The following is a 20648-nucleotide window of genomic DNA, read 5'->3' on the forward strand; positions in this document are numbered from 1 at the left end:
GCGGGTTGTGTTCCCCCGCGTACAGCAAAGCAGCATCCCACCTAACTGAGGAAAACTAATGACCACTTTCACCCTCAACCGTCGTACCCTACTCACCGGCACCGTTGCCCTGGGTACCGTCGGCCTGCTCGCAGCCTGCGGCGGCAACTCCTCCAAGAACGAAACCAGCGCTCTCTCCGCCGGCGACGACCTGTCCAAGGCAGTCTCCTACAACGAGAAGGACCGCTCCGCCCTCAAGGACGGCGGCGAGTTGCGACTGAGCGCAGACGGCATTGGCCCGAACTTCAACATCCTCAACACCAACGGCTACACCGCCGGTAACCTGAATATTCAGGCGGCAATCAACTCCGCCTTCACCGGCGGCTTCTACGCTGACTTCCGCGGCGAGTCGCACATGAACCAGGACTACGTCACCGAGTACAAGGCGCAGACCGTTGACGGCGTGCAGACCGTGACCTTCAAGATCAACCCCAAGGCAGCCTTCAACGACGGTACCCCCATCGACGTGAACGCCGTCAAGAGCTACCAGACCATCTACACCGCCGCGGCATCCGGTTCGGACTACCAGATCACCCCCTCGCCCATCTGGGAGCAGGTCGCAAGCGTCGAGGCTGTGGACGGCGATACCCGCCACGTGAAGGTCACCATGTCCAAGCCCTGGTACCCCATCGAAGGCAGCTTCACCTCCTTCCTGCACCCGGCATTCGTCGAACCCAAGTTCTTCAACGACGGCCTGAACGACAAGCCCCTCGACCAGTACTGGGCAGGCCCCTTCAAGGTCGGCGAGTGGAACTCCTCCTCCAAGGTGCTCACCGTCGTCCGCAACGAGAAGTGGTGGGGCACCAAGCCCGCTCTTGAGCGCATCACCTGGCGTGAAATGAGCTCCCAGGCAGAGCAGGCAGCTTACAAGAACGGCGAAATCGACTATGTGGACGCCAGCACCCTCAGCTCCTACAACGAGCTCTCCGGCGTGGCAAACACCGACATTCGCAAGGGTAGCGCTCTCAGCGTGGGCAACTACGAAATCAACCCCGAAAAGGTGCCCCTGCCCGTCCGCCGCGCATTCGTTGCAGCCCTGAACCGTGAGCAGCTGCAGAAGCTGCGCTACGAGAAGCTCGGCTGGAAGGAAACCCTGCCCGGCTCCATGTGCATGCTGCCCATGCAGGAAGGCTACCAGGACAACTACCCGACCAAGCTCGGCAAGGACGTCGCTACCAAGATCCTTGAGGACGCAGGCTACACCAAGTCCGGTGACTACTACACCAAGGACGGCGCTAAGGTCTCCTACCCGGTCATCACCTTCGGTAGCGACCCGGTTGTCAGCTCCACCGCGCAGTTCCTCGTTCAGCAGATGAAGGAAATCGGCGTTGAACTGACCATCGAGAACCACGGTGCCTCTGAAATGTCGAGCATCATCTCCTCGAAGAACTTCGCGATTAAGACCGGTGGCTACGGCATCACCACCTCCCCGGTGGATGCGGCGAACTACTTCTACATCTCCGAGACCAACAACGGTCACGGTAAGGATCTGGACTCGCTGGCAGCAACCATGATGTCCACCGAGGACCCGAAGGAACAGCTCAAGATCATGAACGAGCTGGAGAAGCGCCACCTGGACGAGGTCGCCATCTACGTGCCCACCCACAACGGCCCGAACTTCAAGGCGTGCCGTAAGGGCCTGGCGAACTACGGCCCCATGCTCTTCGGCCTGCCCTACTACAACCCGAACGTATGGATCAACGTCGGTTGGGAGAAGCAAAACTAAGCGTTGAGCACCGCTCACACACTCCATAAGGGGTAAAAGCGCTACAGCGGCGTGTTACAAAAGGATTAAAACCTTCTGTAGCACGCCGCTTTCCCGTTCCTAAGAGAGTCGCACGGATATACTTAAAACAAATGTGGGCATTCTGCCCGCAACCCCGGCAGAGACTGTCCTCCCGCCGGGTTGGAGTGTTAGTTGCGCACCGTTCGCGTACCGCCTCCACAACACTGCGAATACTCTAGGAGAAATTCCATGAAGAGCATGTCTGTCTCTCGCCGTACCCTCCTGACCGGCACCGTTGCCCTCGGCACCGTTGGTCTACTGGCTGCCTGCGGCAGCTCGAAGGAAAAGGTTGGCGGTAGCGCCGCTAACAACGCTGAAGATATTCTGAAGAACCTTCAGGTCAACAAGCAGGACCGTTCCTCCCTCAAGCAGGGTGGCACCCTGACCCTCGCGGCTACCGCCCTGGGCCCCAACTTCAACCTGCAGACCCAGAGCGGCTACACCTCCAGCAACCTGGACGCTCTGGCACCCTGCAACATTCCCGCCGTGATGGGCTTCTACACCATGAGCCCCGAAGGCGAAGGCACCCTCAACCCCGAGTTCTGCACCGAACACAAGACCGAGACCGTCAATGGCGTGCAGACCGCGACCTTCAAGATCAACCCCAAGGCTGCCTTCAACGACGGCACTCCCATGGACGTGAACGCTGTTCGCGCCATGTGGAAGGTCTACAGCGCAGTCACCGACAACCCCTACCACATCACCGATAACACCATGTGGCAGCAGGTTGAAAGCATCGAGGCTGTGGACGGCGACAACTTCCACGTCAAGGTCACCATGAAGGCTCCGTACTACCCCTCCGAGGGTCTGTGCGCCTTCGCAATCCACCCCGCACTGGAAGACGTCAACCTCTTCAACGAAGGCTTCGTTGACAAGCCCCTCGATCAGTACTGGGCAGGTCCCTTCAAGATTGGCGAGTGGAACTCCTCCCAGAAGGTGCTCACCCTGGTCAAGAACGACAAGTGGTGGGGCGAGAAGCCGGTGCTGGACCGCATCATCTGGCGTCAGATGGACTCCGAAGCAATCCGTGCAAGCTTCAAGAACGGCGAACTGGACGCCTTCACCTTCGTTGGCGCAACCAGCTACAACGCTGTGAAGGGCCAGGCAGGCACCGAGATTCGCCAGAGCCAGAACACCAACGTCAACATCATTCAGCTGAACCCCAAGCGCATCGAGGACCTGGCACTGCGCCGCGCAATCCTCGCTTCTGTGGACCGCGAGCAGATCGCTAAGGCATACTTCTCGCAGCTCGGCTGGACCGAGCCGCTGCCCGGCTCCATCATTGCGATGCCGTTCCAGAAGGGCTACCAGAACAACTACGCTGGTGACACCGGTGCACAGGCAGCTGGCAAGATTCTGGAGGCCGCAGGCTACTCCAAGTCCGGCGACTACTACGCTAAGGACGGCAAGGTTGCTGGCTTCGCGCTGACCTCCTTCGGTTCCGAGGCTGTCTACCAGGCGGTCTACCAGATTCTGGAGCAGCAGCTGAAGTCCGCAGGTATCCGCCTGAGCGCTGACAACCAGCCGCAGTCGAACTCCAACTCCGTGCTCGGCCAGAAGAGCTACGAAGCAATCTTCACCGGTTGGGGCGTTCTGCCCGACCTGGCTTCCTCGGCACCCTACTTCTTCACCACCGAGGTGTTCGGAGTCGGTGACCCCGAAGTTGATAAGCTCATCGAGAAGCTGCAGAACACCGAGAAGGAAGACGAGCGCATCAAGATCGCTAACGAGTCGGAGAAGCTCTACTACGAGAAGGTCGCAGTGTACCTGCCCTACGCAAACGGCCCGATGTACGCCGCTGTCAAGGCTAAGGTTGCGAACTACGGTCCGTCCCTGTTCAAGCAGAGCTACACCAGCGCTGACTACTGGGTCAACGTTGGCTGGCAGGAGTAGTACCGCTTGCGGTAACGCTCTAGCCGTCCTGTAGGACTCGAAATCCCGGGTACTCTCACGAGAGAGTGCCCGGGATTTTTCTGTCCCGCTTGTTCTGCGTCCTTTAGCTGGATACATTAGCGGGATATGTAATTACAAAAACTAGGGGAGCGCCACTCTAACTGGCTGCTACCACTCGCCCAGGTACAGGGCGCGCTCCTGCAGATACCTCAACATCTTCGGGTTCTGCCTCAGGTAGAAGATGCGGTAAATGCCGCCTCCAGCGACGATGAAAGCCAGCGGGAAACCTAAAATCACGAGCACACGGCTCATATTGGCGGACAGATCAAAAGGATCACCGCTGGTTGCCACCAGCATAATCCAGAGAGAATAGCCCACGCAGGCGAACACGGTGCCCCACATGCCGCGCACGAGCCAACTCACCAGCGCCACCGCAATAACCCACGCCAGCGCCAACGTGAACTGGTGCCGCTCCGCCTGAGCCCACGGAAGCGCCCCCACGTAAATAATTGCGGGGATGCCCAGGTACCCGGGGATATTCAGCGAGGCAAGAATGTTCACACAAAAATAGCCCAAGAAAATAGCGCTCAACGACGAGGATAGGAACAGGTGCAGAGGAATCATGCCGTCGCCGCTATAGGCTGCGGTCGGGCCCGCGTACACGGTTTCAAACATGAGGGTCAGCGGAGTCATCATGTACTCGATCCAGACGACCAGCGCAAAAGCACCGAACATGCCCAGAGCCTGCATCAGAGCAATCAGCCGTGAACGGGCATCCCGAGGAATCGTGAAGCTCTGACCCTTAGCCTTGACCCCGCAGAGATGAACAACGGCCACCATTGCCGCGATGCACAGCACCCAGCGCACGAGGGCCCCCGGCAGCTCAGGAAGGCCGCCGTAAGCCCCCGTAGCGGGGTTACCCCAGGCTCCGGGGAGCAATGTAATAGCGTGAGTACCCTCGGGGAGGTTTGCGGAGGAAGCAAGTCGGTGCGGTTCGTAGATAACCCACCACAGAAGGTACGCGGGAATCAGCGCGGAGAGCTTACGCAGCAGAACCGGGAACGGCGCGGACTCATAGACGAGCGCCTCAAGATTGAGCCGGCGCATCAGCCGCCGAAAAGGAGGAAGAGCGCGCAACTCTTTTTGCTGCTCTTCCCACACCTCGGTATCCCATATCCTAGTATCAGAAGACATCGTCGTACTCCCTATCACGTGAGAACTTCCTTGTTGAGCTTATTATCACACTAGCAGAAATACCCCCGGCTAGTGGGTAACCCCAGGCTAAGCCCTACCCGAATATCAGGGCATAAGGAAAGGGGGCCCCACCGTAATGGTGGGGCCCCCTTTAGAGCCATAGTTAGAGCCTTAGAAAGCGAACTACTTAGTGGTCACCTTCAGGACAGTGCTCAGGTTCTGGTGAGCAACGCCCGGCAGACCCTTCACCTCAGCGAACTTGCGGGTGTTGGTCACAATCACCGGGGTAATCAGCGGGTAACCCGCCTCCTTGATAACCTCAGGATCGAACTCAATCAGAGCGTCGCCAGCAGCAACAACATCGCCCTTAGCAACCTTCACGCTGAAGCCCTTACCGTCCAGGTTCACGGTATCCAGACCAACGTGAATCAGCAGCTCAATGCCGTTCTCCAGCTTCAGACCCACAGCGTGGCCCGAGGGGTAGGTTGCAGCAACCTTACCGGCAGCGGGAGCAACAACAGTGGTACCGGTCGGCTCAATAGCCACACCCTCGCCCAGCTTGCCAGCAGCGAAAATCGGGTCCGGAACATCAGACAGAGCAACAGCAGTACCCTCAATCGGAGCGTGCAGCTCAATGACCTCACCAGCGGAAGTAGCGGGTGCAGCAGCGGCGGTCGCAGTAGCGGCAGCAGCCGGAGCAGCCTTAACGGCAACAGCCTCAGCCTTGGGAGCGTCCTCAGCAGCCTCAGCCTTACGCTCCGCAGCGTGCCTTACAGCGTCAGCCTTCGACTCGTAACCGAAAATCAGAACACCGGTCATAGCGCCGAAGAACGCAATAGCCAGACCAATCACGTACAGGTAGGAAGGCTGCATAGCCGGAATCGACAGCAGCGAGGTGAACGCGAATGCGTAGGACTTAACGCCCAGGAAGGAAATGGTAGCGCCACCAATAACAGCGGGAACCAGAATAATCGGGATCACGCGCTTGTAGCGGAGCACAACACCGTACAGGGACGGCTCAGAAATACCACCGAGCAGACCGGACATCGACGCACCAACAGCGGTCTGGCGCAGCTCGCGGTCGTGCTTAGCCTTAATAGCCACACCGGTGACCAGGCCGAACACAGCGAAGTTGTAAGCACCCATGGGGGACTGAATGAAGTCAGTACCCATGGTCTGCAGGTTGTTAATCATGACAGCGTTCAGCGGCCAGTGCAGACCCAGCGGAACCATGAACAGGTACAGGCCAGCAATCAGAGCACCAACCAGAGCCGGAGCCTGGTCGTTAACCATCTTCAGGAAGTCAGAGATACCCATAGCCACACCAATACCGATGGGGCCAACCAGGAACGCGGTCACCGGAACCAGAATGATGACCGAAATCATCGGCACGAACACCATCTGCAGCATCGAAGGAATAACCTTCTTCAGGAAGCGCTCAAGCGGAGCCAGCAGAGCAACAGCAAGCAGCGGGGGGAAGACCTGGCCGGTGTAGCTGAATGCGTACAGCGGCAGATCCAGACCGAAGAACGGAACGTTCAGAACCTTGGTGGCGGGGTCAGCAAGAGCAGTCAGATCGGTGAAGGTACCGGTCATCAGTGCAGCGGGGATAGCTGCACCAACCCACATGTTCGCGCCCAGACGCTTAGCAGCGGTAGCACCCAGCATGATGGGCATGAAGTTCAGAACAGACAGCGAAGCAGCCTTCAGGATGTACCAGAAAGCAAACTGCTGCATCCACTGGGTGTTCAGAGCCTTAGCTTCCTCCGGGTCAGCCACACGAGCACCGTTAATGATGTCGATGTTCACGCTCTGACCGGTCAAGTCAGTGTACTGGCCGAAGAAGCCCAGCTGCTGCATGAACACAATCAGGGTCAGAATCATCGAGGTACCCAGAAGTGCCCACAGCAGAGGACGGAAGGAGTCAGACAGAACGTCGAAGACGTTGGTAAGCCAGCCGGACTTCTTGCCCTCAGCCTCAACCTTGGTGTCACCCTCAGCGTGGCCGGACATAGAAGGCAGAGCGTTGATCTCGTTGTACACAGCCTCAACGCGCTCGCCCAGAACAACCTGAGTCTGGCCGGACTGCTCAATCACAGAGAGAACGCCGGGCAGGCCCTCAATCTTCTTGTTCTGCACTGCATCGTTAGACACAGGAGTGACACGAAGGCGGGTTGCACAGTGAGTAATGTGCGCGATGTTCTCGGGGCCACCCAGGCCGTCAAGAATCTTCTCGCCAAGTTCGCGGTTATTCACGATACTTCCTTAGATATGCGGTCAATGTCTATACGGTTGTTGCCGGAGGCTGTGCCTACCTGACGTTGCGGTGGCCGAAAAAGCCCCGGAAAACACGGCCAGAAAACACAAAAGACCCGAGTCTCTCGACCACCGGAAGCACTACACTCGTGCCCACTATGGAGCTTCGGTACAGCAAATAGAGGGGATTCTCGGCAGATATATGCTGCCGTCCCATACGGTGTTGAGTAACTCAGGTCTTGCCTGCCAAACCAGTAACAACCCTGAAGAAGGTTTCCCTTCACAAATAGTTCCCTGTAACTCTAAGGGTTTTCCCAGGTTAAGAGCAAGGTGAGAGGCAAAAGCTATCAGAAGCTGTTAAATGTTTCACCCAAGTGATAGCTGAGAATAGCTGAGACACGCTCTCGACACTGATTGCGGGGCGCCTCCCGGCTGGACTCCAGCAGAGTTCGGGTAGGGCTCGGGCAGGGTTCCAGAGCCCTCCGGTACGCCCAGATACGCCCCGGACCGGGTGCTTTCGAAGACGGCGCTCATGAAGACGTGGAAGGGCCCCGCATCCACAGGATACGGGGCCCACACGCTACCGAAGTAGCTACCTTCCGACTAACTACTTAGCCGGGAAGAAATTCAGCGGAGCAACCTCCAGCTCAGGGTAATTACGCTTCTGCCAACGGCGGTTACGATGCGCATTCACCTCAATCAGCGCGGCACCCAGAGCACCGGCACCCAGAGCCGTCCACAGCAGGTGCGGAAGCACAGTAACGAACTGGTGGTACTCCACCAGAATCGGCACGAACAACGCCGCGAAGAACACCGCAAGCAACGCACCAAACAGCAGAACACGAGCACGGTTGAACGGGCGAGCCACCGCAGCCAAGTTCCACAGACCCATCATCACCAGGGTGATGAACGAAGCCGTCTGAACCTGACGGATATCCTCAACACCCATGCCGCGAGCCGTGAACGTCACCGCCAACAGCATCGCAACCACAATAATTGAGTTCGGAACCGTGTAATTCAGCACGCGACGCAAGAAGCCCGGCACGTAACGGCGCGAATTCGGCAACAGAGTCAACGCGAAGGACGACGCACCCACAATCAAGAAGTCAGCAGTCGAGTACTGACGCGGCAAGAACGGGAAGGTCAAACCGAAAATACTGAACAGAACACCCAGAAGAATCGCGAAACCAGTCTTCGTCAAGAACAGGTTTGCCACCATCTCAATGTTCGTAATGACCTGACGGCCCTGCTCCAACGCAGCCGGCAGAGACGAGAACTTACCGTCCAGAAGAACCAGGCGAGAAACAGCCTTCGTTGCCGGAGCAGCGTTACCCATCGCAATACCCAAGCTTGCATGCTTAAGCGCCAGAGCGTCATTAATGCCGTCACCGGTCATCGCCACCACATGGCCGCGCTCCTTCAGGGCAATCACCATGTTCTTCTTCTGCTCGGGCGACACACGACCGAAAATATTGTGAGTAGCCGCAGCCTCAGCAAGCTCCGGACCGTCCTCAGGCAGAGTCGACGCATCAACCGCACCCGCAGACGTATCCATGCCCGCAGTCTTCGCAGCCGCAGCCACAGTGAACGGGTTATCACCCGAGAAGACCTTCAGAGTCACACCCTGACGGTGGAAATACTCCACAATTTCAGGCGCATCCGCACGCACATTCTCACGGAAAATCACGAACAGAACCGGGGCAGCATCCGACGGGATCTTCTGGATCGGCTCATCCTTCTCATTGCGAACCACCGCAGAGGCATGCGCCAAAACCATCGTGCGCAGACCCAGTGCCGCCAGCTCAGCGGCACGCTCACGCTCAGCGCTACCCTTGGCGAGAAGCGCCTCCGGAGCGCCCAGAAGCCACGCACCCGAATCCTTAAACTCAATCGCGCTAAAACGCAGAGCCGACGAGAACGGCACAATACCGCTTACCGACGCCGAGGAAGCATCCGGGAAGCCACCGGTCAGAGCCGCAGCGGTCGGGTTCGCGTTCTCATCGTGACCAAACCACGCCAGCGCCTCATTCCAACCGGCAGGCAGAGAAGCACGCCAAGAAGTGTGCTCCGCCGAGTCAGCATCCGGGCCCTCAGCCTCAGCAACGGTGTCCAGCGGGCGCACCGAATCAAAAATCACGCCACCCTCAGTCAGGGTGCCGGTCTTATCGAAGCAGACCACATCCACACGAGCCAGAACCTCAACCGCAGGCTGCTCCTGCACCAGGATGTTGTGCTTACGACCCAGCGCCACAGCCGCCGCCGCAAACGCCAGAGTAGTCATCAGCGCCAGACCCTGCGGAATCATCGAAGCAACCGAGGACACCACAGCAATAGAAACCTGCTCCCACAGGTGGTTCTGCTGCACGGTCTCCAGGCCACCAGCCGCCTGAATCTGCCCCCACAGCACCACAGGAATAATGACCGCAAGACCCACCGTAATCCAGCGGACCACACGGTTCAACGCATCACGCAGCTCAGACTGAATACGCGAGAACTGACGCGCCTCATCAGAAATCTTGCTTGCACGAGAATTCGCACCCACGTGAGAGAGCAGGACGCGGCCGGTACCACCCAGCACACTCGACGCCGACAGCACCATATCGCCGGGGCGCTTAGCAATCGGGTCGTTCTCACCGGTCAGCAGGGACTCGTCCAGCTCCAAAGAATCGGAGGTGAGCACAACAGCATCCGCCGGAACCTGATCGCCGCGCTTGAGGATGACAACGTCACCCTCAACCAGCTGCTCCATCGGAACCTCAACGCTCTTACCGTCACGCACGGCAGTAGCGGGGGAGCGGTCCAGCAGGGAGATGCGGTCCAGCTCAAGCTTCGCCTTGTACTCCTGCACAAAACCAATCACCACGTTAGCGATAACAGCCCCCAGGAAGAGCAGATCAGCCCAACGCTGGTACATGATCACCACGGCACCACAGGCACCCAACACAAAGTTGAAGACCGTGAACAGGTGCGCACGCATAATGCTCCACAGCGTGCGAGAAGACTTATTATTCTGGGTATTGACCCTACCTTCAGCAGTCAGGCGAGCAACATCATCGCTGCTCAAACCGTGCTGGGCAATATCGAAAGATCCGCTATGCGGTGTTTCAGAATATTCGGGAATGTAGCCGGCAACGGCAGGCGCTGCCGTTTTCTGCTGAGGATCCATGCGGGGGTCTCTTTCTCGAATGGATGGAATGCTGAACTGAATAGAGTTCAGTATTGCGGACACTACCTTTCAGTGTATCCGTGCAGGAGGGGATAAAGATAATCTCCGCCCTGTAATGAACTGATATTTACAGTCATTCCAGAACGGAGATTTAATATATGCGAATACTGGCATATTTTGATGTGGAAAGTGTTTGCGGGATGGTTCGCTAACGCCCCGTAAAATCAGCGCGCCAGCAGACTCAGCGTTCTGGCAGAATCAACAAACGATTCGTCACCGGATGCCTCAACACCTCAATCGGATGCTGATACACCTCAGACAACAACTCCGCCGAACACACCTGCTCAGGGGCGCCCGAAGCAACCACCTCGCCACCACGCAACAACACCATACGGTCAGAATACGCAGCCGCAACATCCAAGTCATGAAGCACCGTCAACACCGCAGCACCCTCAGCAGCCAACTCACGGCTCACCCGCAACGTCTGCTCCTGATGCGTAATATCCAACGCCGCAGTCGGCTCATCCAAAAGAATCAGCGGAGTCTGCTGAGCAAACACACGCGCCAAATGCGCACGACCGCTCTCACCACCGGACAGAGTCGTAATATCGCGATCTGACAAATGAGTCACCGACGTACGCTCCATCATCGAAGCAACCACGGCGTCATCCTCTTCAGCGCGCTCCGTGCCCTTCCACGGGGTACGGCCCATCTGAACCACCTCATACACCGTGTACGAAAACGCCACATTCAACTTCTGCAGCAGCATCGCACGCTGACGCGCCATCTGACGGGCAGGAATCGAACCCAGAGGGGCGCCATCCAACAGAATCTCACCGCCACTGGGCGCAATATCACCAGCAATCACACCCAACAGAGTCGACTTACCGGCACCATTAGGACCAATCAGCGACACAACCTCGCCCGCAGCAACCGACAGAGACACGTCATTCAAAATCTGACGCCCACCAGCGTTAAAACACACACCGGACAGGCTCAACAACTCACTCACGAAGCACCTCCGCCCTGACCCAGGGAACGACGCAACAACACGAAGAACGTCGGGCCGCCCACCAAAGCCGTAAAAATACCAATCGGCAAATCAGCAAAAGGCACCAGCGTACGCGCACCCAAATCAGACAGCGCAATCAACAGCGCGCCACCCAATGCCGAAGCCGGCAACAACACACGATTCGACGGACCCAAAATCATGCGCAACAGGTGAGGAATAATCAGGCCAATAAACGCAATAATGCCCGCATACGCCACCGCAGCACCCGTCAACAAAGCCGTCGCCGCAATAGACACCGCACGCAGACGCTCCACGTTCACGCCCGAATGCTGCGCCGCACGCTCACCCAACGCCAGAACATCCAGCGAAGAAGCCATCACAAAACACGCCACCAAGCCAATCAGAATAACCGGCCACACGCTCGCAACAGCCTTCCACGTGGCGCCGTTCAGCGAACCCATCTGCCAGAACACAATCTGATCGCGGCTCGTCGTATCAGCAATGAACATGAGGAACGCAATAATCGCATTCGCCACCGCGGTCACCGCAATACCCGTCAAAATCATCGACAGGACCTTCGCACGACCCGAAGAACGCGACAGGAAATACACCAGCGCAGTAGCCGCCAACGCACCCACAAACGCGAATGCAGGAGTCGTGAAAATACCGAAGAACTGCAGGTTCAACACAATCGACAAACACGCGCCAACCGCCGCACCCGAGGAAACACCAATCACGCCCGGCTCAGCCAACGGGTTACCAAACACCGACTGCATCACCGCACCGGAAGTACCCAAAGCGGCACCCACCAGCACGCCCAACAGCACACGCGGGAAACGGATATTCCACAGAGTGCTATCCGCCAGCTGCATCGCCGGGTTCTCCGGCGCAAGACCCAGGCGGCGGCCCACAGAAGCAACCACCTGATCAGTCGGGATATTGTACTGACCCAAACCCGCAGACAGCACCATCACAACGCACAGTGCCACCGCCAAAAACGTAAACGTCAGACCGGCACGACGCCGACGCGAAGCACGATAATCCCGCGCACCCGCCGCACTCTTCACGGCAGCCACTACTGGCCCCCCGCAGGAGTGGAGTACGCAGCCTTAGCGAGCGAGAGCAACACTGCCGGAGTATTCGGGCCATAGGACAGAATCTGGCCGTCACCCATATCGATAATGCGCTTATTCTTACCGGCATTCGTCTCACCCACACCCGGGCGAGCCAAGAAACCATCCAAACCGCCGGTGGATTTAATGCCGCCGCTCATGGTCAGAATGACGTCCGGGTTCAGCTTCACCAGCGCTTCACTGGTCGCCGGAATAATATTCGTCGCGTTCTGCTCAGACGCCACATCTTTGCCGCCAATAGCCTGAATCAAATCGTCAGCGCCCGAACCCTTGCCGAGCACGAAGAACACGCCAGCGGTACCGCGCACGTACAGGAACGCGAACGACACCTGCTGTGCACCCTTCGGGGCGACGTCCTTGAGTACCTGCAGGGCATAATCCAGGTCCTTCTGCACGCGGGCAGCAACCTGCTCGCCCGCCTCCGGAACACCCAGCGCCTGCGCAACAGCCTTGAGCTGCGGAATGATCTTATCCATACGACGCTCATGATCGAAGACCACCACGGTCACGCCCGCTGCGCGTAGCTGATCCACAATCTCAATCGGGCCGTTGCTCTTATCCCACAGCACCAGGTCCGGGGAGGTCGCCAGAATCGCCTCAGCGTTCAGGTCGTGACCGTTCTGGGTCACCAGCGGCAGGTGAGCCAGCGACTGCTCCGTCGAGGAGGTGACACGACCGACCAGACGACCGCCCAGACCCAGCGCAATCATCTGCTGAGCCAGAGTGCCGTACAGGTCCAGTGCCAGCACGCGGTCAGCAGACTTAACGGTCACCTCGGTGCCGTTGAAGTCCTTGAACGTCACGGGGAAAGCCGGAGTGGGGGTATCGACCATCGGCTGAATTTCGGGGGTATCTGCGGCGCTATTGGGGCCGCGCAGAGCCTTCTGATCAGGGGCAATAGAAGAACGCAGCTGATCGGCAAGGTTCTCCAAAACGGTGCGGGTGCTCTGCTCATCCACCACAGCCTGCGAAGTGCTTGAAGAAGCGGCCGGGTTCTGAGTACCCACACCGCAAGAGCTCAGCAGAAAAGCGGAAGTGATGGAGAACGCTGCATACTTCATTGCATCGCGGCGGTTCAGGGCAGAAGAAGAAAGGGAAGAAAACATCGTCGTCTCACAGAAAAAAGGGAGTTAGAAAAACTGGGGTAGGCGCCGGGGTAAAACCTGGCACCTGAAGCGGGGGTGCAGTGAAAATCTGCACCCCCGCACGGGCCGTGTCGGCTTACCGGTGAACCTCATGGTTGAGTCTCACGGGCGAGCCGACAGTGTGGGCATCCTCGTGAGGTACCGTTATGCCTTCTTGCGGCGGCGAGTGTACACGACGGTACCCGCGCCGGCTGCAACAGCGATGAAGCCTGCAACTAGGGTGCCCTCAACACCGGAGGCGCCGGTGGAAGCCAGAGGCTTGCCGGTGACCGGGTCGCAACCCTCACCCTCGTAGACGGTCTCGGACACGGTCTTGGTGGTGGTCTTCGCGCCGTTAATCGCCGCGGAGAAACTCAGCGGAGCCATGTCCTTACCGGCATCGTAGAAGCCAGCGAACGCCTTCGCGCCCTCAGCGGTCAGGGTGGTTGCCGCACCGTTGACGCTCACAGCGTCAGAGGAGCTCTGCAGACCCGAAAGATCCACCTTCAGCAGTGCCACCTCACCGTAGTTAGTTGCCTTGCCGGAGGGGTCATTGCTGTTCATGGTTGCGTAGAGAGTGCCGGAATTGCCGTTAATCTCAAGGCGCGGGTTCGCAATGGTGGTGTCCAGAATGCCGTGGTGACCGGTGAAACGAACCGAACCGCTGAAGGAGATGGAACCCTTACCGCCCTTGAAAGTGCCGGTACCGTTAGACCAGTTGAACGCATCCGAAGAGTAGGAGGTGCCGTTCAGCTCCCAGCTACCGTTCGCGATGCCGCCGCGCACGTAGTTGCGGAAGGAATCACGCACGCCCCAGCCAAGGTTTGCGCTCTTAATGGTGCCGTCGGACGCGCCCTGCTCCTGCACCTCGCGGGTGCGGGTGACGGGTACGCAGACCGGCTGTGCCGGGTTGTTGCTGACAGAGCCGTTCGAGGAAGAACCGCCGTTAGAGACGCTGCCGGAGGTGCCTGCCGAACCGTTAGAACCGGAGCCGTTAGCGCCGGAGTTACCGGAGGAGTTCGAGGAGCTGTTATCGGAAGAGCCGTTCTCAGAACCCTTGTTATCGGAGGACTTGCTCTCAGAGACGCGGGGAACCTCAACGGTGTTCTCCGCGGTCTGCTCGCTGAGCTTTACGGAGAAGCTCAGCGGTGCCATAGCGTTGTCGGCACCGCGGTACTGGCCCGCGAAGAGCACCTCGGAACCTTCAGCGGTGAGCGCGACTGCTGCGTTCTGTGCGGAGAAAACGCCGTCCTTCACGCTCGCGCCGGAGAGGTCCACCTCGGCGATAGCCAGGCCGGTCTTAGAAACGGACTTGCCGTCGCGGGTCAGTGCGTCAACATCAGCGACCAGGGTGCCCTTGCCGTTGACGACGACCAGGCGCATGTTTTTGATGGTGCTCTTGAGCTGACCGTTGTGGCCGGTGAACTCTGCGGTGCCCGCGAAGTTGATCTGACCGGTCTTGGTCTCGGGGTTGTACACGCCGGATGCCTGAGTGTACTTGAAGCCGCCAGCTGCGGTCTTCTCCATGCCCTCAACGTTCACGGAGCCGTGCGCGAAGCCGGTCAGGTACTTCAGGAAGGACTCGCGGATATCCCAGCTGAGAGTGCCGGACTCGACGACGTTGCCGGTGACCTTTTCTTCACGCTTGGGCTCGGTGGTTGCGGCGGGGGAGGAGGGGGCCGCGGAGGTGGGAGCTGCGCTCGGTGCTGCAGAAGTGGGCTCGGCGGGCTTGGGTGCCTCGCTGGTCGGTGCGGAGGAGGGCTCGCTACTGGGCTCTGCGGTCGGCGCAGCACTCGGCTCGGCGCTGGGTTCAGTGCTGGGCTCAGGGCTCGGCGCGGGTGCTTCCTTGGTCACGATGGTTGCGGAGAAGCCGAGTGCATCCAGCTCCTGACCTGCCTTGTAGAAGCCGGCGAAGGCGCCGGTTGCCTCTTCGGAGAGCTTGACGCGGGTGCCGTTTTCTTCGTCAACGCTGGGCAGGGTGATGGTGTTACCCTCAACCTTCAGACCGGAGGCGTTGAAAGTGCCGAGGGTCATGTTCTTGGTTTCGACCAGGTCGTTCGGGGTGGTGTTGCCGTTGTAGGGGCGCGACTGAACGTTGGCGCGCACGGTGCCCACGCCGTCCTTAATGGTGACGGAGAGGTCGGAGATGATGACTTCCAGCAGACCGTGGTGAGCGGTGTAGTGGATCGAGGAGCCGGTGAAGGTGACCGAGTATTCGCCGTTGGCTACGGTGCCTTCGGCGGCGGTGAAGTGGTAGGAGCCGTCTTCGTTGGTGGTGACGCCGGTCAGCTTCTGGGAGCCCTGGGAGAAGGGGCCGTTGATGTAGGAGCGGAAGGACTTCTTCAGGCCCCAGTTGACGGTGACGTCCTGCAGGCTCTGCTCTGAGGCTGCGGCAACCTCACCGGCGCTGATGTGGGAGTTGGTTTCAGCTGCGAAGGCTGCGGGTACGCCGGCGACGCCGCTGAGGCCGATGGTTGCCGAAGCCAAGAACGCCCAGGTGCGCTTGGTGAGAGAGGGGGTAGACATTCGGTGTCTCCTTGAATTTTGTGATTGTGGTGTTCGTATCAAGTCTAGACCTATTAGCCTATGTTTGTGTAACTTAATGCCTAGGGTGACTTACTCATAAGGTTTACCTTAGCAAATTTTTTGTGGGGGCTATTGCCAAAACCGGTTTTTGGTGACAATATGTCATTAACAGTTTGGTGACACAGTGTCATTAAAACCTTTATAGTCCACCCACAAGCAAATTTAGGAACCCCACCATGACTATTACCGCCCCCGAAACCACCCAGGAACGCTTCTCCGCACGCCTGAAGGAAAGCACCAAGCACGTCCACGACAACGCCGAACACTCCACCTTCATGGAAGATCTCATGGGCGGCTCCCTCAACACCGAGGCATACCTGCGCCTCATCAACCAGTACGTGCACATCTACGAAGCACTCGAAGCGGTCTCCGAACACTACCGCGCAGAACCCAACCCCATCACCGACCCCTTCACCCACCCCGGCCTCGACCGCGCAGAATACATCCGCGCAGACATCCGCGCACTCGGCCAGGACGGCGACATCGACGCGCCCCTGCCCGCAACCGCAGAGTATGTAGAGCGCATCCGCGCCACCGTCAACTCCCCCGAACGCTACCTCGCACACCACTACCTGCGCTACCTCGGCGACCTCTCCGGCGGCCAGGCAGTCGCAGCACTCGTTAACCGCCACTACGGCATCCCCGCCGAAGCACTGAGCATGTACCGCTTCACCGAACTGCCCAAGCCCAAGGTCTTCAAGGACGGCTACCGCGAACTGCTTGACAACGCACCCCTGACCGACGAACAGCGCGAAGCCCTCATCGAAGAATGCATCGAAGGCTTCCGCATTAACGCCTCCCTGTTCGCGCAGCTGGGCCGCAAGGTCGCCGAGGCATAAACCCAGAACGCGCATAAACAGAACGCCTCAACGCACAACCTCTCACCGCTCAACGCACAAGCCAGCGGGCATAACAAAAGGGGCGGATGCTTTCACAAGCATCCGCCCCTTTCGGCGTTAGTCTCAAACTAGTCGAAGACTAGCCCTTCGCAACCTCACCGAAGTAAGAAGCGAGAGTACCCTCGTGAGCTGCACGCAGCTCATCCAGGTCAATGGAAACCTCATCCTGGAAGTCCAGAGCGTTCGACGCAGCATCCACCACACCAATACGTGCGAAGGGGAACTGGCGAGCGGTGCACATATCCTTGAAGCGCACCTCCTCAGAACGCGGAACCGAAACCACAACACGGCCCAGGGACTCCGAGAACAGCAGGGTGAACAGGTCCACGCCGTCACGCTCAGCAACCTCACCCAGGCCGATGCGGGCACCGATGTTGAAACGCAGGCAAGCCTCCGACAGAGCAGCAGCCAGACCACCGGCAGACACGTCGTGAGCGGCATCAATCATGCCGTCACGAGACATGTTCACCAGCATGTCACCCAGCTGACGCTCCAGAGCCAGATCAACCTTCGGCGGCTGACCGCCCAGGTGACCCTTGAAGCGAGCCCACTCGGAGCCGTCCAGCTCATCGCGGGTGGTACCCAGCAGGTAAATCGCCTGACCGTCGTGCTCAGGAGCCCAACCCGAGGGGGTGCGGCGGGTGACGTCATCCATCACGCCCATCATTGCCACCACGGGGGTTGGGTTAATAGCCTTGCCACCGGTCTGGTTGTACAGGGACACGTTACCGCCGGTCACCGGAACACCCAGCTCCATGCAGCCATCGGCCAGACCGCGAACGGCCTCAGCGAACTGCCACATGACGTCCGGATCCTCGGGAGAACCGAAGTTCAGGCAGTCAGACACAGCCACGGGGCGTGCACCAACGGTAGCAACGTTACGGTACGCCTCAGCCAAGGATGCGCGAGCACCCTCGTACGGATCCAGGTAGGTGAAACGCGGGGAGGCGTCGGTCGCCAGAGCAACACCGAGGTTGGTGTTCTCGTCCACGCGCACCACGCCGCCGTCGTCCGGCATGGACAGGGCGGTGTTGCCCTGAACGTAGCGGTCGTACTGGTTAGTGATCCAGGACTTGGAGCACATGTTCGGGGACGCCATGAACGCCTTGATTGCCTCGCCCAGCTCCTTGCCACGCGGGCGGGAGTCGTCAGCAGCCGAACCGGTGAAGTGGTTAGCCTGAACGTCATCCTGCCACTTGGGGCGTGCGTAGGGACGCTCGTAGGTCGGGCCGTCGTGCGCGACGGTGCGGGGGTCAACATCCACGATGACCTCGCCGTCCCACTCGATGACCAGGCGGCCAGAGTTGGTGACCTCACCGAGGAAGGAGTACTCCACGCCCCACTTGTTCATGATCGCTTCGAAGCGCTCTACGTTCTCGGGGGAGACAACAGCCATCATGCGTTCCTGAGACTCAGACATCAGAATCTCGCCCGGGGTCAGGGTGGGGTCACGCAGCAGAACCTTGGTCAGGTCGACGTGCATGCCGCCCTCACCGTTAGAAGCCAGCTCGCTGGTTGCGCAGGAAATACCCGCAGCACCCAGGTCCTGAATACCCTCAACCACGGAGCCCTTGAACAGCTCCAGGCAGCACTCAATCAGAACCTTCTCAGCGAAGGGGTCGCCCACCTGAACGGCAGGACGCTTCGAGGGCTTGGTGTCATCGAAGGACTCCGAAGCCAGCACCGATGCACCGCCGATGCCGTCGCCACCGGTGCGTGCACCGAAGAGGACAACCTTGTTGCCCACACCCGATGCGTTCGCCAGGCGGATGTCCTCGTGGCGCATAATGCCCACAGCCAGTGCGTTGACCAGCGGGTTTGCCTGGTAGCAGGAGTCGAACTCGACCTCGCCGCCGATGTTCGGCAGGCCCAGGGAGTTACCGTAACCACCAATACCGGCAACCACGCCACCAATAACGCGGGCGGTGTCCGGGTGATCAATCGCACCGAAACGCAGCGGATCCATCACAGCAATCGGGCGTGCACCCATCGAAATAATGTCACGCACAATACCGCCCACACCGGTAGCTGCACCCTGGTAGGGCTCCACGTACGAGGGGTGGTTGTGGGACTCAATCTTGAAGGTAACAGCCCAGCCGTCACCAATATCGGTCACACCGGCGTTCTCACCGATACCGACCATCAGGTCCTTCTTCATCTCATCGGTGACCTTCGCACCGAACTGCTTCAGATGAACCTTAGAAGACTTGTAGGAGCAGTGCTCGGACCACATGACCGAGTACATTGCCAGCTCAGCCGCGGTAGGACGGCGACCAAGAATCTCCTTAATATCCTCGAACTCGTTCTCCTTCAGACCCAGTTCAGCCCAGGGGAGTTCAGTGTCCGGGGTTGCCGCCGCGTGCTCGACGGTGTCGAGGTTAAACTGCTTTTCGCTCATAACTTCTTAGAATCCTTGTCGTGCGTTAGCGGGCGTTAATCAGGTTGGCAAGAACGGAGGTGAACACGCCGAGACCATCGGCGCCACCGCGCAGAGAAACCTCACCAAAACCGGAAGAGGAAGGACCGAAGCCAGGCTCCACAGCGTGCTCCGGGTGCGGCATCAGACCGACCACGTTACCGCGCTCATTGCTGATACCAGCAATGTCGTTACGGGAACCGTTCGGGTTGAAACCAACGTAGCGGAACACCACGCGGCCCTCAGCCTCCAGCGCCTCCAGAGTCTTCGGATCAGCAACGTACTGACCGTCCTGGTTCTTCAGGGGGACGACAATCTCCTGGCCAGCAGCGTAGTTGCTCGTCCAGGAGGTGGAGTTATTCTCAATGCGCAGAATCTGGTCACGGCAAATGAACTTGCGGTGATCGTTCTTAATCATCGAACCGGGCAGCAGGTGAGACTCAGTCAGAATCTGGAAACCATTGCAAATACCCAGAACAGGCAGGGGAGCAGAACCGGAGGTACCAGCAGCGTTAGCGGCATCAATCACCGAACGCATCACAGGAGCCTTCGCAGCAATAGCGCCAGCACGCAGGTAGTCACCGTAGGAGAAACCGCCAGGAATAATGACGGCATCAACGTTCTTCAAATCAGCGTCGTCGTGCCACAGCTCAACGACGGTACCGCCAGCCAGACGGACAGCACGCGCAGCGTCACGGTCATCCAGGGTGCCGGGGAAAGTCACCACGCCAACGCGTGCATCAGCGAAAGTGGGGTTCGGGGAGTAGCTAGAGAAGTCGCCAACCAGGGGGACTTCAGTAGGTGCGAGGGACTCAGCCATAAGTCTTAGTCCTCCAGAACCGAAACGTTCACAACGTCTTCGATGACGGGGTTCGAGAGCAACTCTTCAGCAGCCTTGCGGGCAGCTGCGAGGTGCTCCTCGGTTGCCTCACCCTCGACGGTCAGCTCGAAGCGCTTACCCTGGCGAACATCAACGAAGGAATCAACGCCGATACGGGGCAGCTCGTGAGAAATAGCCTTACCCTGCGGGTCAAGAATTTCGGGCTTGAGCATAACATCAACAACAATACGGGCCATGTGTGGGCACTCCTTGGGTGCGTGGGTTCTGTATGAGCCGTATCTCATCTTACCGTACTAACGACCG

General features: G+C 58.9%; 13 protein-coding genes. 3 read left to right on the top strand and 10 right to left on the bottom strand.

Features of this window, described 5'->3' with window-relative positions; genetic code table 11:
- Positions 1-58 precede the first annotated feature (58 nt).
- Positions 59-1765 carry an ABC transporter family substrate-binding protein gene (locus tag HMPREF2971_RS05495; protein WP_070691815.1) on the top strand — a complete coding sequence of 569 codons (1707 nt, stop codon included), beginning with the start codon at positions 59-61 and terminating at the stop codon, positions 1763-1765.
- A 249-nt stretch (positions 1766-2014) separates the two neighbouring features.
- Positions 2015-3718: an ABC transporter family substrate-binding protein gene (locus HMPREF2971_RS05500; protein WP_049350487.1), complete on the top strand. Its 1704-nt coding sequence runs from the start codon at positions 2015-2017 to the stop codon at positions 3716-3718.
- Between the two features lie 168 nt (positions 3719-3886).
- Here HMPREF2971_RS05500 and HMPREF2971_RS05505 read toward each other — a convergent pair whose 3' ends face one another.
- From HMPREF2971_RS05505 to HMPREF2971_RS05535, 7 genes are all read right to left on the bottom strand, one after another.
- Positions 3887-4912: a hypothetical protein gene (locus HMPREF2971_RS05505; RefSeq protein ID WP_049350519.1), complete on the bottom strand. Its 1026-nt coding sequence runs from the start codon at positions 4910-4912 to the stop codon at positions 3887-3889.
- A gap of 183 nt (positions 4913-5095) precedes the next feature.
- Positions 5096-7168: a glucose PTS transporter subunit IIA gene (locus tag HMPREF2971_RS05510; protein ID WP_049350488.1), complete on the bottom strand. Its 2073-nt coding sequence runs from the start codon at positions 7166-7168 to the stop codon at positions 5096-5098.
- A gap of 607 nt (positions 7169-7775) precedes the next feature.
- Positions 7776-10334: an HAD-IC family P-type ATPase gene (locus HMPREF2971_RS05515; RefSeq protein ID WP_070691817.1), complete on the bottom strand. Its 2559-nt coding sequence runs from the start codon at positions 10332-10334 to the stop codon at positions 7776-7778.
- Positions 10335-10575: 241 nt separating this feature from the next.
- The gene (locus HMPREF2971_RS05520) at positions 10576-11346 is read right to left on the bottom strand and encodes a heme ABC transporter ATP-binding protein (protein ID WP_070599151.1); all 771 of its coding nucleotides are present in this window, start codon (positions 11344-11346) and stop codon (positions 10576-10578) included.
- Positions 11343-12422 carry a FecCD family ABC transporter permease gene (locus HMPREF2971_RS05525; RefSeq protein ID WP_049340275.1) on the bottom strand — a complete coding sequence of 360 codons (1080 nt, stop codon included), beginning with the start codon at positions 12420-12422 and terminating at the stop codon, positions 11343-11345. Before HMPREF2971_RS05525 ends, HMPREF2971_RS05520 begins: the two co-directional genes overlap by 4 nt.
- The gene (locus tag HMPREF2971_RS05530) at positions 12422-13585 is read right to left on the bottom strand and encodes a heme/hemin ABC transporter substrate-binding protein (protein WP_049361834.1); all 1164 of its coding nucleotides are present in this window, start codon (positions 13583-13585) and stop codon (positions 12422-12424) included. The genes HMPREF2971_RS05525 and HMPREF2971_RS05530 overlap by 1 nt, the downstream gene beginning before the upstream one ends.
- A 183-nt stretch (positions 13586-13768) precedes the next feature.
- The gene (locus HMPREF2971_RS05535; RefSeq protein WP_070691820.1) at positions 13769-16129 is read right to left on the bottom strand and encodes an HtaA domain-containing protein; all 2361 of its coding nucleotides are present in this window, start codon (positions 16127-16129) and stop codon (positions 13769-13771) included.
- Between the two features lie 236 nt (positions 16130-16365).
- Between HMPREF2971_RS05535 and HMPREF2971_RS05540 the strand changes: the two genes are divergently transcribed.
- Positions 16366-17028, top strand: coding sequence for a biliverdin-producing heme oxygenase (locus HMPREF2971_RS05540; RefSeq protein ID WP_049360377.1), 663 nt, complete (start codon positions 16366-16368; stop codon positions 17026-17028).
- Between the two features lie 139 nt (positions 17029-17167).
- Here the strand turns inward: HMPREF2971_RS05540 and purL are convergent, their stop codons facing one another.
- The 3 genes from purL to purS are packed head-to-tail and all read right to left on the bottom strand — an operon-like array spanning position 17168 to position 20581.
- Positions 17168-19486 (bottom strand): phosphoribosylformylglycinamidine synthase subunit PurL, encoded by a 2319-nt coding sequence (gene purL, locus HMPREF2971_RS05545; RefSeq protein ID WP_070691823.1) that lies wholly within the window; start codon positions 19484-19486, stop codon positions 17168-17170.
- A gap of 25 nt (positions 19487-19511) precedes the next feature.
- Positions 19512-20324 carry a phosphoribosylformylglycinamidine synthase subunit PurQ gene (gene purQ / locus HMPREF2971_RS05550; RefSeq protein WP_070691825.1) on the bottom strand — a complete coding sequence of 271 codons (813 nt, stop codon included), beginning with the start codon at positions 20322-20324 and terminating at the stop codon, positions 19512-19514.
- 5 nt (positions 20325-20329) lie between these two features.
- Positions 20330-20581 carry a phosphoribosylformylglycinamidine synthase subunit PurS gene (gene purS, locus HMPREF2971_RS05555; RefSeq protein ID WP_005507194.1) on the bottom strand — a complete coding sequence of 84 codons (252 nt, stop codon included), beginning with the start codon at positions 20579-20581 and terminating at the stop codon, positions 20330-20332.
- Positions 20582-20648: the final 67 nt, after the last annotated feature.

This window comes from Rothia sp. HMSC066G07 (genome assembly GCF_001814485.1).
Taxonomy (GTDB): domain Bacteria; phylum Actinomycetota; class Actinomycetes; order Actinomycetales; family Micrococcaceae; genus Rothia.

Coding starts and splice junctions, on each gene's coding strand:
- HMPREF2971_RS05500 (WP_049350487.1), top strand. CDS start 2,015: ATGAAGAGCATGTCTGTCTCTCGCCGTACCCTCCTGACCGGCACCGTT.
- HMPREF2971_RS05495 (WP_070691815.1), top strand. CDS start 59: ATGACCACTTTCACCCTCAACCGTCGTACCCTACTCACCGGCACCGTT.
- purS (WP_005507194.1), bottom strand. CDS start 20,581: ATGGCCCGTATTGTTGTTGATGTTATGCTCAAGCCCGAAATTCTTGAC.
- HMPREF2971_RS05530 (WP_049361834.1), bottom strand. CDS start 13,585: ATGTTTTCTTCCCTTTCTTCTTCTGCCCTGAACCGCCGCGATGCAATG.
- HMPREF2971_RS05540 (WP_049360377.1), top strand. CDS start 16,366: ATGACTATTACCGCCCCCGAAACCACCCAGGAACGCTTCTCCGCACGC.
- purQ (WP_070691825.1), bottom strand. CDS start 20,324: ATGGCTGAGTCCCTCGCACCTACTGAAGTCCCCCTGGTTGGCGACTTC.
- HMPREF2971_RS05505 (WP_049350519.1), bottom strand. CDS start 4,912: ATGTCTTCTGATACTAGGATATGGGATACCGAGGTGTGGGAAGAGCAG.
- purL (WP_070691823.1), bottom strand. CDS start 19,486: ATGAGCGAAAAGCAGTTTAACCTCGACACCGTCGAGCACGCGGCGGCA.
- HMPREF2971_RS05535 (WP_070691820.1), bottom strand. CDS start 16,129: ATGTCTACCCCCTCTCTCACCAAGCGCACCTGGGCGTTCTTGGCTTCG.
- HMPREF2971_RS05515 (WP_070691817.1), bottom strand. CDS start 10,334: ATGGATCCTCAGCAGAAAACGGCAGCGCCTGCCGTTGCCGGCTACATT.